10 protein-coding genes and 1 pseudogene are annotated in these 12,491 nt (G+C 66.0%); 4 read left to right on the forward strand and 7 right to left on the reverse strand.

Features of this window, described 5'->3' with window-relative positions:
- The first annotated feature begins 1 nt into the window (after position 1).
- From VMJ11_RS00420 to VMJ11_RS00430, 3 genes are read left to right on the forward strand one after another with little or no spacing between them, the layout of a single operon-like run.
- Positions 2–1,036: an ABC transporter permease gene (locus VMJ11_RS00420; RefSeq protein WP_325615796.1), complete on the forward strand. Its 1,035-nt coding sequence runs from the start codon at positions 2–4 to the stop codon at positions 1,034–1,036.
- Positions 1,030–1,848, forward strand: coding sequence for an ABC transporter ATP-binding protein (locus tag VMJ11_RS00425; RefSeq protein WP_325615798.1), 819 nt, complete (start codon positions 1,030–1,032; stop codon positions 1,846–1,848). Before VMJ11_RS00420 ends, VMJ11_RS00425 begins: the two co-directional genes overlap by 7 nt.
- Positions 1,849–1,902: 54 nt before the next feature.
- Positions 1,903–2,937: an ABC transporter substrate-binding protein gene (locus tag VMJ11_RS00430; RefSeq protein ID WP_325615814.1), complete on the forward strand. Its 1,035-nt coding sequence runs from the start codon at positions 1,903–1,905 to the stop codon at positions 2,935–2,937.
- 210 nt (positions 2,938–3,147) lie between these two features.
- On the opposite strand, the gene VMJ11_RS00435 is transcribed toward VMJ11_RS00430, so the two are convergent.
- Genes VMJ11_RS00435 through VMJ11_RS00445 form a run of 3 tightly spaced genes read right to left on the reverse strand, consistent with a single transcriptional unit; the run spans position 3,148 to position 6,438 of the window.
- A complete protein-coding gene (locus VMJ11_RS00435; RefSeq protein ID WP_325615800.1) occupies positions 3,148–4,245 on the reverse strand; it encodes an LLM class flavin-dependent oxidoreductase in 1,098 nt (365 codons plus the stop codon).
- A complete protein-coding gene (locus VMJ11_RS00440; protein ID WP_325615802.1) occupies positions 4,242–5,483 on the reverse strand; it encodes an acyl-CoA dehydrogenase family protein in 1,242 nt (413 codons plus the stop codon). The genes VMJ11_RS00435 and VMJ11_RS00440 overlap by 4 nt, the downstream gene beginning before the upstream one ends.
- Before the next feature lie 25 nt (positions 5,484–5,508).
- Entirely contained in the window at positions 5,509–6,438 is a 930-nt protein-coding gene (locus VMJ11_RS00445) for an ABC transporter substrate-binding protein (RefSeq protein WP_325615804.1), read from the reverse strand.
- Positions 6,439–6,703: 265 nt separating this feature from the next.
- On the opposite strand from VMJ11_RS00445, the gene VMJ11_RS00450 reads away from it, so the two are divergent.
- Positions 6,704–7,615, forward strand: coding sequence for a LysR family transcriptional regulator (locus tag VMJ11_RS00450; RefSeq protein ID WP_325615805.1), 912 nt, complete (start codon positions 6,704–6,706; stop codon positions 7,613–7,615).
- Between the two features lie 32 nt (positions 7,616–7,647).
- On the opposite strand, the gene VMJ11_RS00455 is transcribed toward VMJ11_RS00450, so the two are convergent.
- The 4 genes and pseudogenes from VMJ11_RS00455 to VMJ11_RS00470 all read right to left on the reverse strand — a co-directional run bounded on the left by VMJ11_RS00455 (position 7,648) and on the right by VMJ11_RS00470 (position 11,797).
- Positions 7,648–9,255: a rhodanese homology domain-containing protein gene (locus tag VMJ11_RS00455; protein ID WP_325615806.1), complete on the reverse strand. Its 1,608-nt coding sequence runs from the start codon at positions 9,253–9,255 to the stop codon at positions 7,648–7,650.
- A complete protein-coding gene (locus tag VMJ11_RS00460; protein WP_325615808.1) occupies positions 9,252–9,848 on the reverse strand; it encodes a cysteine dioxygenase in 597 nt (198 codons plus the stop codon). The genes VMJ11_RS00455 and VMJ11_RS00460 overlap by 4 nt, the downstream gene beginning before the upstream one ends.
- Positions 9,848–10,679, reverse strand: a pseudogene (locus tag VMJ11_RS00465) (class II aldolase/adducin family protein). Before VMJ11_RS00465 ends, VMJ11_RS00460 begins: the two are co-directional and overlap by 1 nt.
- 41 nt (positions 10,680–10,720) lie before the next feature.
- Positions 10,721–11,797, reverse strand: coding sequence for an LLM class flavin-dependent oxidoreductase (locus VMJ11_RS00470; RefSeq protein ID WP_325615810.1), 1,077 nt, complete (start codon positions 11,795–11,797; stop codon positions 10,721–10,723).
- Positions 11,798–12,491: the final 694 nt, after the last annotated feature.

Here is a 12,491-nt window from a genome sequence, read left to right on the forward strand (position 1 = left end):
CATGTCTACGCAAACGCAAACGCTTGAACTCGCGGCACGAGCGACGGTGCCGGTGCAAGAGCGCGCGGGAACACGTGGCCTCACGGGCGCGCTCGCCGCGTTCGCATGGCTCGGCGCGGCCGCTGTGACGCGCCTTTGGCCGAGCCTCGACGACTGGCCACATACGGAACCGCTGCTCGCCATCGAACTGTTCCTCTGCGCTTTTGCGTTGCTGATCGCGTGGCGCACGCGTCGCTCGGCGGCAGCGGCCGTAGCGGGCACCGGCGCCGCGCAGCGTGGCTGGCTCGCGGCGGCGCCGTGGCTGCTCGCGCTCGCCATCGGCGTGAGTGTCTGGGAGATCGCGACGGCCAAGCTGGAATGGCTGCCGCGACCGTTTTTCGCGCCTCCCGAGGCGCTGATTGCGGTGTTCTTCGACGATTACCCGCGACTGGCTTCGAGCGTGGCACATTCATTCGGACTGCTTGCCTTTGGCTACGTGATTGGTGCGTCGACCGGATTCGTCGTGGGCGTGAGTATCGGTTGGTCGCGCGCGGTGGGGTACTGGTTGCATCCGGTGCTGCGTCTTGTCGGGCCGCTGCCAGCCACCGCGTGGTTGCCGCTCGCGTTCTTCTTCTTTCCCTCGAGCTTCAGCGCGAGCGTCTTTCTGATCGCGCTGGCATCGGCGTTCCCGGTGGCCGTGCTCACGTGGTCGGGCGTGGCGGGCGTGAGCCCGGCGTTCTATGACGTCGCGCGAACGCTCGGCGCACGTGCCGGCTTCCTGATCCTGCGGGTTGCGATTCCCGCGGCACTGCCCTCCGTGTTCGTTGGGCTCTTCATGGGGCTCGGCGCTTCGTTCTCGGTGCTCATCGTCGCGGAGATGATGGGCGTGAAAGCGGGCCTTGGCTGGTATCTGCAATGGGCGCAGGGTTGGGCCGCGTATTCGAACATGTATGCGGGCCTGCTCGTGATGGCACTGATGTGCTCGGGGCTCATCACGTTGCTGTTTCGTGTGCGCGATCGCCTGCTCGGCTGGCAAAAAGGATTGCTCAAATGGTAGCCACGATCGAAGCGGGCGCGAACGCGCCGCATTTCAAAACACGCGAGGCGGGTGCGCGTATCGACATTCGCCATGTGAGCCACGGCTTCGCGCTGCGCGGCGACCTGCTGCCCGTACTCGACGACGTGAGCCTCACCGTGCAGCCCAGCGAGTTCGTCGCGCTGCTCGGCCCATCCGGCTGCGGCAAGTCTACGCTGCTGAGGCTCGTCGCGGGACTCGACAAGCCGCGCGCGGGCACTGTCGAGGCGGATGGTACGCCGATCGCCGGCCCTGATCCATCGCGCGTGCTCGTGTTTCAGGACCCAACGCTGTTTCCCTGGCGCACTGTGCGGGACAACGTGGCCGTCGGACCGCAGGCGCAGGGTGTGCTGCGAGCCCGCACGGCGGCGGACGCTCAGGCACGCATCGACGCCGCGCTCGAACTCGTTGGCCTCACGCAGTTCGCGCACGCGTGGCCGCATCAGCTTTCGGGGGGCATGGCGCAGCGCGCGGCGCTCGCACGCGGGCTCGTCAACGATCCCACTCTGCTCGCACTCGACGAACCGTTCGGCAAACTCGATTCGCTCACACGCATCCGCATGCAGGCGGAGCTGGTGACGCTCTGGCGGCGCGCGCGCTTTTCGGTGCTGTTCGTCACGCACGACGTGGAAGAGGCGCTCGTCATGGCCAGCCGCGTGATTGTGTTCAGCGAGCGGCCTGCGCGCATCGTCGCCGAAGTTCGCAACGATGCGCCGTATCCACGCCATCGCGACGACCCCGCGCTCGTCGAACTGCGCCGCGGGGTGCTCGCGCAACTCGGACTCGAAGCGTAATCCTGCGAGTCTCCTCCAATCCATTCCAACGGAAGCGATACACCGATGAAACCGATGATGCCGATCGACGAGCTTACGCCGTTCAGGCCGCAGCGCCGCGAGTGGCTGCGCAAGACCGCGCTGGCCGCGGGCGCTGCTGCAATGGGCGGATTTTCTTTCGGTCTGCCAACGACGCGCGCGCTGGCCGAGGAGGGCACGAAGTCGCTGAAGCTCTCATGGAACGCTGGTGCGATCTGCACTGCGCCGGTGCCCGTCGCGTTGACGCAGGGCTTTTTCCGCAAGCGTGGGCTCGACGTCGAGCTCGTGAACTTCGCGGGCTCGACGGATCAGCTGCTCGAAGCGATCGCCACCGGCAAGTCGGATGCGGGCGTCGGCATGGCGCTACGCTGGATCAAGCCGCTCGAACAGGGCTTTGACGTGAAGCTCACCGCGGGCATTCACGGCGGTTGTATGCGCCTGCTCGCGACGAAAAGCTCGGGCATCGTTGATCTCGCGGGCCTGAAGGGTCGCACGGTCGGCGTGAGCGACATGGCAAGCCCAGCAAAGAACTTCTTCGCGATCACGCTCAAGAAGCTCGGCGTCGATCCGGAGAGCGACGTGCGTTGGCGCCAGTATCCGGCCAACCTGCTCGGCGAGGCGCTGAAGAAGGGCGAAGTGCAGGCGATTGCCGACGGCGATCCGACCATCTGGACGCTGCGCGAGTCGGATCACCTCTACGAAGTCTCGAACAATCTCTGCGGCGACTACGCGAACCGCGTGTGCTGCGTGCTGGGCGTGCGCGGCTCGCTGATCCGCAAGGACCGGGCGACGGCACAGGCGCTGACCCAGGCGCTCATCGAGGCGACCGAGTGGACGGCGAACAACCCCGACGCCGCTGCGAAAATCTTCTCGGCGTATGCGCCGAAAGCGGACGTGGGCCAGCTTGCCGCCATGCTCAGGAGCCACACGGACCATCATCATCCGGTGGGCGATGCCTTTCGCAACGAGATTGCGCTCTACGCGGACGATCTGAAGACGGTGGGTGTGGTCAACGCGGGCACGGATTCGAACCGCTTTGCTTCGCGCGTTTTCGCTGACGTGCTGGCCTGAGAAGAACCAACCGATACACCACGCGAGTATCGAAGCGTGTGGCGTCGGCCGCCGACGCCATAGGTCCTGCATGTCCTGTGCGGGCCCCGCGCATCACGAACTTCGGGCCACACGCTTTGCGCTTCTCGCGGCGCGCGCCCGAAGTGCAGTCGTCGCCGCGCTTCTTCGATGGGTTGGGGCGGGGCCGCTCGAGGCGGCCCAGACTACGCCTCATGCCGCTCGACGCGCGCCCTCTTCCTTCGCGACGGCCGCACGCACGAGCGGCAGCAGGTCGCGGCCATAGGCGAGCGCGTCTTCGAGCGGATCGAAACCGCGAATCAGGAACGTCGAGACGCCGAGCTCGCGATATTCGAGCAGCGCATCCGCGACCTGCTGTGGCGTGCCGACCAGCGCAGTCGAGTTGCCGGCCGCGCGCGTAAGCGCGGTGATGCCGGTCCACAGACGCGTATCGACGACACTGCCTTTTGCGGCTTCGGCGAGCAGGCGCTTCGAGCCGACGTTCTGCGGATCCTTGGGCCGGCGCGTGAAATTGGGCGAGCGCCCGACGACTTCCTTCGCCCGCGCGAGAATCGATTCGGCGCGCGCCCATGCGGCGTCTTCGGTCGGCGCGAGGATCGGGCGCAGCGAGAGGCTGAAGCGAATGCAATCGGCGCGGCCATGCGCGGCGGCGGCCGCTCTTACGCGTGCGATGGTGTCGCGCACGGCGTCGAGCGACTCGCCCCAGAGCGCGAACACGTCGGCATGCTTGCCGGCAACAGCGAGCGCCGCATCCGACGAACCGCCGAAATACACGGGCAAATGCGGTTGCTGCACGGGCCGCACCTGCGAGCGGTGCCCCGCCACGCGGTAGTAAGTACCTTCGTGATCGAACGGTACGTCGCTCCTCCAGGCGCGCTTCACGACGTCGAGATACTCGTCCGTGCGCTGATAGCGCTCGTCGTGCGTGAGCCAGTCGCCGTCGCGCTGCTGCTCGGTGTCGTCGCCGCCGGAGATGATGTGCACGGCCGCGCGGCCCGCGCTGAAGTGATCGAGCGTGGCGAGCTGGCGCGCGGCAAGCGTGGGCGCGACAAAGCCGGGCCGGTGCGCGAGCAGGATGCCGAGCCGGCGTGTTTGCTGCGCGACGAACGATGCGATCTGGAAGCCGTCCGGCGAGGCACTCGAATGCGCAATGAGCACGCGGTCGAAGCCGCCGTACTCGTGCGCTTGCGCGACGGCGGCGATCCACGGTGGATTGACAGCCGGCCCCTCGGGCAAATGAATTTCGCTGGACTCCTGATGACTGACGTAACCGATGAATTCGACGCTCATGATGGGGTTCCTTCTGAAACGTTGGATAGGATGGCGGCGTGTGTAGCAAAGGCCGCGCGGCCGAGATTGCCGAGGACGGTATCGTTCTGCGGCGTGTGGATGCGCGCGCAGAGCACGTCGCGATAGTGCCTCTCGAGCGGGTTGTCGCGCGAGAGGCCCGGATTGCTGCTAGCCTCCAGCGCGATCTCGACGGCGTCGATCGCGTTGCGGCTCACGAGATACTTGATCGCCTGCGCTTCGCCAGCGGGCACGGCGCCCGCGGCGCCTGCATCGAGCAGCACGCGGTTGGTGAGCAGCAGTGCGTCGATACGGCCCAGGTTCTGCTGGAAACTGTCGAGGCTCGCAAGCGGCGCATCGAGCCCGGAAGGTACGCGGCTCGCCGCCCACTGCACGAACCAGTCACGTGCGGCGCGCGCCACGCCGTCATAGATTGCGGGCAGGAGCACGTTCATCCATAACGCGGTTGCGGGGGCCATGCCGTTCGCGGGGCCCGGCGGCTGGAGGTCCACAGCATGTTCCAGCGGCACCTCGACGTTCTCGAAGATCACCTCGTGGCTGCCCGTCGCACGCATGCCCAGATGATTCCATGGTGCGCCGATTCGCACGCCCGGCGAGTCGCGATGGACGAGCCATGTGCCGACGCGCGGCGAGTCCTCATCGGTGCGGCCCCAAACGGCCAGCCAGGTGAGGCCGGGGCTGCCCGTGCAGTAGAGCTTGCGGCCGTTGAGGATCCAGCGTTCGCCGTCGCGGCGGCCGATGGTGGCGGGTAGGCCGCCGCGCGAAGGCGAGCCCAGCTCGGGCTCGACGCGCAGTGAGTTGATGAGGGCGCCGTACTCGACGGCGTCGCGCGCCACACGTTCCTTGAGCGCCGCGGGCCAGTTCGGATTGGCCTGAAGCCGCAGATGATAAAGGCACTGCATCACGAAGATGAGCGCCGTGGAAGGCTCGCCGCGCGCTATCGCCCGCACCACGCGCAGCGCTTGTGCGAGCGTCGCCTCGCAGCCGCCCAGTGCGCGGGGCACGGTGAGCGACAACAGGCCTGCGCTGCGCAGGCGTGCGAGATTCGTGTGCGGGAAGTGCGGGCCGGCGTCGAGTGCCGCGGCGCCGAGCGAGAATTCCGCGCTCAGGTCGGCGAGCCACGAAGCGGCAGCGTCGGAGTCGAGATCGGTTAGCGCGGCGAGGGCGCTCGCGTCGCGTTCGACTTCGGCGAGGAGCGTGTCGGGATGTCTTCGAGTCATCAGGAATCCGAAGTGAATGAGTGAATCATGGCGCGGCGGACGAGAACTGCTTGTCGAAGCTCGGCGCGACGTTCAGGCGCGCTTTGATCACGTTCGCGCGCAGGTAGAGATCGGCGGTGCGCTGCTGCTCGGCGATCAGGCTGTCGTCGATCGGCACCGGATGCAACTGCGCGCGCTGATAGACGGTCTTGAGCACGTCGGCCGGCAGGCCGGTTACGCGGGACTGGATCGCCGCGACTTCGTCGGGGTGCGAAAGCGCCCAGCGCTGACCGGCCGCGACGCGGCGCAGGAAATCGGCGAGTTCAGCGTGCTTTTCGCGGATCGCCGTGTCGGTGGCCGCCTCGAAGCTCAGGCCCGAGGAGACGCCCACGCCGTTCGCGATGCTGCGGGCGTGCTCGTTCGCCTCGGTCAGGGCCACGTACGGATCCCACGTGGACCAGGCGTCCACGCTGCCGGATGCGAGCGCCGTGCGCGCGTCGACGGGCTGCATGTAGGACCAGGTCACGTCGGTGAGCTTGAGATTCGCGCGCTCGAGCGTCGCCACGGCAAGATAGTGGCCAATCGAGCCGCGCGTCGTGGCAATGCGCTTGCCTTTCAGGTCGGCGGCACTGCGGATCGGCGAGTCGGCGGGCACGACGATCGCGAGATCGACCGGCGTCGAACGCGTGGCCGAGACCGCGCGAATCTTCGCGCCGGCCGAGTACGCGAAGATGAGCGGCGCGTCGCCCAGGCCGCCCACGTCGATGGCGCCCGCGTTGAGCGCCTCGCCAAGCGGTTGCGCGGCGGGAAAATTGAACCATTCGATCTGGTAAGGAACGTCCTTGAGTTGGCCCGACGCTTCGAGAATGCCGCGCGTCTGCAACTGCTGGTCGCCGACCTTGAGCGTGGCGGCGGACGCGCCGAATGGCAACGTCGTGGCGAGGGCGATGAGCAGGCGGGCGTAAACACGGCGCATGAAAAGATCCTCCAATGATGCGTGTGGCGAAGAGAATGCCGATGAAATGGACACCGAAGTGGCCACCGAAGTGGCCACCGAAGTGACCACCGAAGTGACCACGATAAGGAGCGCGTCTACATAAGGCAAACGCATTATTCTTCTATCGAAATATGCACAGCGCAAATGGAACGAGATCTGCCGATGCTTGAACGGATGCCGCAAAAGACGCTAAGCTACGCGATCACAACGGGCAAACAGGCCTGCACAGCCGCAGGAAAACACCATGAAACTCGACGAGATCGAAGCCTTCGTCGCCGTCGTGCGCAGCGACTCGCTGAGCCAGGCGGCCGAGCGGCTCGAACTGACCCAGCCGGCCGTCACGCGGCGCATCCAGAACTTCGAAGAGGCGCTGGGCGTGGAGCTGCTCGACCGCAACACCAAGCCCATGCGTACGACTCCGATGGGCCGCGCCGTCTATGACCAGTGCCGGGCGATCGTGCGCGAGATCGACGCGCTGCGGCAACTCGTGAACGACGGCGCGCCGCTCGCCGGCGTGCTGCGCCTTGGCGTCGCCCAAACCGTCGCCGACATCGCGATGCTCGACGCGTTGCAGGCGCTGCGTCACGCGCATCCGGAATTGCAAGCGCGCGTCAGCACCGGATGGGGCGCGCCGCTTTTGCAGAAGGTGGAGGACGGCGAACTGGATGCGGCCGTGGTGCTGCTGCCCGCGAACCGCGCGTTGCCGCAGACGCTCGCGGGCGAATCGCTCGGCTCGCTGAAGCTTGCCGTGGTCGCGCAAAAGGGAAGACTCAAGCGCCGAACGCATACGCTCGCCGAGTGCCAGTCGCTTGGTTGGGTGCTCAACCCGGATGGCTGCGGTTTTCGCGCCGGCCTGCAGCATGCACTTGCGGCGCAGGGGCATGTGCTCAAGCTGAATCTGGAAACGCTCGGCACCGAGTTGCAGCTTGGTCTCGTCGCCGAAGGCGTCGGGCTCGGGCTCGTGCCGCAACCGCTCGTGGTGGCGAGTGCCCACGCGGCGTCGCTCGACATCGTTCAGGTAAGCGACTTCAAACCCGAGATCGCCGTGTGGATCGTGCGCGCGCGGGCTATCGGCAAGATGGAATCCGCGCTCGCCGTGCTCGCGCGGAGCGTCGAGCGCAGCTTCAAGTCCGCGCGCCTGGCGCGCGCGGCCTGAACGGCCCTGCGAGGCACGGGTGCGCCTCGCGCTCAGATCACGAAGAAACCATGCGTCCCGTCGCGCCCAAGTTGCGCGACGAGACCGTATTCCCATTCGAGGTACGCATTCATCGCTTCGCGCGCGTTGTCGGTGCCTTCGTAGGGGCGTCGGTAGCGGTCGATGCGCGGCGAGGCCAGATGCGCGTCGCCGCTCTCTACGGGCAGGCCCGCGCGTATCCATGCGGCCGTTCCACCTTCGAGCACTTCGACCGGCTTGCCCGTGAGCACCGCGATTTCGGGTGCCGCGAACGGTGCGAGTGCATTCGTCATGCAGACGGCAACGTAGCGCTTCGCGTCGGGCAATGCGCGCAAGTCGTCGAAGCCGGGCGCGAGGTGCGAGCGCAGCGCCCACCACGCGCCGGGAATGTGCGCCTTCACGTGATTCGCGCTCGAGGTGAAATCGAGCACGACGGTACCGTGCCCGGCATCGGCAAGACGCGCGGCGAGCGCCGCGGGCGTGATCGACGCTACGCTTGCGGCGGTGGGCTTCGGTGCGCGCCACGCTCCCGTTTCCGTTAGGTCGGTAGCACGCGCTTCGTCCACGACGTACACGTCGATATTCATCTGCGCGAGCCATGACGCGGTCATATTCGCCCGCACGCCGTCGTCGTCGAAGAGCACCACGCGCGCACCGCGAACGGGCGCAAACATATCGGTTTCCTGAACGAGCTGGCCACCCGGAGCGCCTTGGAAGCCTGGCGCATGCGCATGCTCGTATTCGTGAGGCGTGCGCACGTCGAAGCGATACGTGGTGCGCGACAAATCTTCCGCCCAGCGCGCGGCTTCTTCGAGCGTCGTGCGCCCCACGCCAGCGCGCTCGGCGAGCGTGCGGGCGGCTTCGCGCGACCGCGCAAGCGTGGTTTCGTCGCGTCCCGCATGCAGATCGAACTGGCGCGCGCTGCCGTGCTCGAGTGTCTGGCCTGCGAGGGTCCAGCCGATCGTGCCGTTGCGCAGCGCCACTACAGGATTCGGCAGCCCGGCGTTGACGAGCGATTGCGCGCCGATGATGCTGCGTGTGCGGCCGGCGCAGTTTACGATCACGCGCGTGCCGCGATCGGGCGCGAGCGCGCGGGCGCGCAGCACGAGTTCAGCGCCTGGCACGCTGATACTGCCGGGAATGTTCATCGTCTGGTATTCGTCGAAGCGACGGGCGTCGAGCACGACGACGCGCTCACCGCTCGTGAGCAACGCCTCGACGGCCTCGGCGGAAAGGGAAGGCGTGTGGCGCTCGGCTTCGACGAATTCACCGAACGCCTTGCTCGGCACGTTCACGTCGCGGAATACTTCTGCGCCCGCGCGAATCCAACCCGCGAGACCGTCATCGAGCAGTGAGACGTCGGTATAGCCTAGCGCTTCGAGCGTTTCGGCCGCGCGCTGCGCGAAACCTTCGCCGTTGTCGAGCAGCACGATCGGCACGCTGCGGCGAGGCAGCTTCGTCCATGCGTCGAGCTCCAGCTTCGAGAGCGGCAGATTCGCCGCGAAAAGCGGATGGCTTTGGGCATGCGGATCTTCTTCGCGCACGTCGATCAGCGCGATTTCGCGGTCGGCGAGCAGGGCGTCGCGCACGTCCTGATAAGAGCGCGTGGGAAATGACTTCATGAGGCGGCAGGTTCCTTGCTGAGATCCCAGAGATTCGGGAGAAAGTCATTCGAATAGCCGGAGATGAAAGGCTTTGGCGGCGCGTCATGCGGGTAGGTCGAGCGCCGCACGGCACCAATGTTTGCGCCGTACACGTGGATGCTGATCGAAACTTGATCGTCATACGCGTTGCGTACGCGGTGAATGTCGCCGATCGCCGGCGAGACAGCCTCTACGTCGCCGCGCCTGAGCCGTACTTCGGCACCGTGCGCGTGCAATGCGCCCGCGGCGTCGCGCACGTAGGGCTGCGCATACTCGGCGCCGCGCAGCACGCCAATCAAGCCCCACACGGTGTGGTCGTGCACGGGCGTCTGCTGGCCCGGCCCCCACACGAAGCTGACGACGGAGAAGCGCTGACGCGCATCCGCGTACAGCAGATATTGCTGATAGCGTTCGGGGGAGGGCACGGCGTAGGCATCGGGTAGCCAGTCATCTTCGCGCACGAGGTCGCGCAGCGCTTCGAGTCCATGCTCGATCAGTTCGGATTCGCGCGGCGCCTCGTCGACGAGCGCCGCGATCGTGCCGACAAAGCGGCGTAGCTTGTGGATCGTCATCAGTCGAGCAACTCCGGTTCGTGTTCTATCAGCCCCGCATAAAGGCTCTCGAACGCGTGGCGCGCGCCGGAGAGGCGCCCTACCTGCGTATGTGTGAGCGTGGCGATGTCGTGGGCGATAGGTTGTGGATTGCCCGCGGCTTCGGCGAGCAGTTGCGCGTGGCACGCATTGTCCAGCGCGATGTACCACCATGCAGCCAGCTTCGACGCTGGGGCCTGCGGTAAGGATTCCGTGATTCTTGAGGATCACCCCCTTGTGCGCGCCGAGCGCGTCGGCAATGCGGGCGCCCTCGACGGTGTCGAGCACGACGCCGCGGAAGTCGCCGAAGAGCGAGTGATTTTCGTAGAATGCGCAGGAGTCCTGTGTGAGTGGGGCGAGCGTGCGGCCGAGCGTCGACCAGGCCTTGCCGTAGAGCGAATGCGTGTGAGCGGCCGCGACTACGTCGGGGCGCGCCTCATGAATCGCGGCGTGGATCGCAAATGCGGCCTGATTTACGGGTCCGGCGCCGACCACGATTTCGCCATGCCGGTTCACGAGCAGAAGGTCGGAGACGCGCAAGCGTCCGAAATGCAGCCCGAACGGATTGAGCCAGAAGTGATCGGAACATTCGGGGTCACGTGCGGTGATATGCCCTGCGAGCCCCTGGTCGAAGCCGTTGCGCGCAAACAGCCGGAACGCGCCTGCGAGCCGCTCCTGGCGATGGCGGCGTTCTTCGGCGAGCGTACGGGTTGGGGTATCGTCGTCGTCGAACCAGAACTTGCGAATGGGCGCGTGCCGTGGGTCTGCGGATGGTTTGTCGGACTTGATGGTAGCGATGGGGGTGGCGCTCATATCGTTCCTCGCAGTCTTGCTGAACAGGCAACGGCCTGGCCTCAGGCTGCGGCGCGCACGTGCGCCGTCAACTCGCGCGTGGCGGGAATCAGCACGCGGCCGTAATCGGCCGCATCTTCGAGCGGATCGAAGCCGCGAATCAGGAACGTGGTGACACCAAGCGCGTGATACTCGGCGAGCGTCTGTGCAACCTGCTCGGGCGTGCCGACGAGTGCCGTCGAGTTGGAGCGACCGCCGATCTCCTTTGCGACGGCGGTCCACAGGCGCTCGTCGGCGCGCACGCCTTCGCCCGCGGCGGCTAGCAGGCGTCGCGCACCTTCGCTCTGGAGCGGGCCGCCCTTGTCGAGACCTTGCTCGGCACGCAGGCGCCGCGTTTCGGCAAGGATATGCTCAGCGCGCTCCCAGGCGGCTCTTTCCGTGTCGGCGAGGATCGGCCGGAACGAGACGGAAAAGCGCACATCGCGGCCATGCTTCGCAGCTTCATCACGCACACGGCCGATCAGGTCGGCGACGCCTTGCTTCGATTCGCCCCAGAGTGCGTAGACATCGGCGTGCTTGCCGGCGACCGCGAGCGCGACCTCGGATGCGCCGCCGAAATAAATCGGCACGTGCGGCTGCTGACGCGGCTTCACCTCCGACCACGCGTCTTCGAAGCGGTAGAAGCGGCCTTCGTGATTGAACGGCTTTTCTTCGGTCCACACGCGCTTGAGGATCTGCAGATATTCGTCGGTGCGCGCGTAGCGCTCGTCGTGGCTCAGATAGTCGCCATCGCGGCGTTGGTCGGCGTCGCTACCTCCCGAGATGAAGTGCACGGCGAGACGGCCACCCGAGAAGTGATCGAGCGTGGCGATCTGGCGCGCGGCAAGTGTGGGTGCCACGAAGCCAGGGCGGTGCGCCAGCATGAAATGCACGCGCGAGGTCGCGCTCGCCGCATAGGCGATGGTGAGCGAGGCGTCAGCGCTCACGGAACTGTGCGGCACCAGAATGCGGTCGAACCCGGCGCGCTCGTGCGCCTGTGCAAAGTCGCGGACGTAATCGACGTCGATCGCCGGGCCTTCGGCGAGATGCGTTTCCGATACCTTGCGCTGCTGGATCATCCCGATGAATTCGATGCTCATGCTGTCTCCCTGGTGAACGGCGGCTCGCGCCGTGCGAGGCGGAAAGGGTCTTGGGGCAGATGCCCGACTCAGAAAGACTAGCACCGGGCCATGCGAACACTAAATATTGAATGCAGATAAACATTCAAGTTACGCATGATGGTTCCGCGTGGCGGAGCGGAAAGGGAACTCGGGTACTACGCGTCGGTGCAATGCTGCGAACGCGAGCTATCGAGTGGTAAGCGGCCGCGGGCGAGCGGGAATTCGGGCTTGGGAGGCGCGGCAGCGCCGCGGGTTTCGACGCCAACGGTGGTCGCGCGCTGATGCACGGAATTGCCGGCACTCAGCGAACGCCGTGTTCACGGCGGCAGGCATCCGGTGTCCTGGTGCGTTGCCCGTAAGTTTGCCGACATCGCGAGGGCTGCTGATGCCTCTCCACATAATGGGCGTAGCGACCCCAGAAATAAATATTCGAAAATACTCTTGACGAGAAGTTCTTGGCCAGCCATAATTCGCCTCCCTTCTGTTGCAGGGCGCAAGAAAACAGCGAGTTAATCGATGTTTTTAAGCGAAGCGATCTTTAAAAATTTACAGCCGATAAGTGTGGGCGCTTGATGCGGTGGCGGCCTGACTGTCCTTCGGGGTGGTCGGGAGCAGCAAAAGTATCAAGAGTCTCACACTAAAGTAAGTCAGGTTTTTGAAGCAATTCAGAACC

Source organism: Paraburkholderia sp., assembly GCF_035501035.1.
Classification (GTDB): domain Bacteria; phylum Pseudomonadota; class Gammaproteobacteria; order Burkholderiales; family Burkholderiaceae; genus Paraburkholderia.

Bases quoted from the DNA above. Each gene is read 5' to 3' on its own strand.
- VMJ11_RS00425 (WP_325615798.1), top strand. From the start codon at position 1,030: ATGGTAGCCACGATCGAAGCGGGCGCGAACGCGCCGCATTTCAAAACA.
- VMJ11_RS00460 (WP_325615808.1), bottom strand. From the start codon at position 9,848: ATGACGATCCACAAGCTACGCCGCTTTGTCGGCACGATCGCGGCGCTC.
- VMJ11_RS00470 (WP_325615810.1), bottom strand. From the start codon at position 11,797: ATGAGCATCGAATTCATCGGGATGATCCAGCAGCGCAAGGTATCGGAA.
- VMJ11_RS00435 (WP_325615800.1), bottom strand. From the start codon at position 4,245: ATGAGCGTCGAATTCATCGGTTACGTCAGTCATCAGGAGTCCAGCGAA.
- VMJ11_RS00445 (WP_325615804.1), bottom strand. From the start codon at position 6,438: ATGCGCCGTGTTTACGCCCGCCTGCTCATCGCCCTCGCCACGACGTTG.
- VMJ11_RS00430 (WP_325615814.1), top strand. From the start codon at position 1,903: ATGATGCCGATCGACGAGCTTACGCCGTTCAGGCCGCAGCGCCGCGAG.
- VMJ11_RS00420 (WP_325615796.1), top strand. From the start codon at position 2: ATGTCTACGCAAACGCAAACGCTTGAACTCGCGGCACGAGCGACGGTG.
- VMJ11_RS00450 (WP_325615805.1), top strand. From the start codon at position 6,704: ATGAAACTCGACGAGATCGAAGCCTTCGTCGCCGTCGTGCGCAGCGAC.
- VMJ11_RS00455 (WP_325615806.1), bottom strand. From the start codon at position 9,255: ATGAAGTCATTTCCCACGCGCTCTTATCAGGACGTGCGCGACGCCCTG.
- VMJ11_RS00440 (WP_325615802.1), bottom strand. From the start codon at position 5,483: ATGACTCGAAGACATCCCGACACGCTCCTCGCCGAAGTCGAACGCGAC.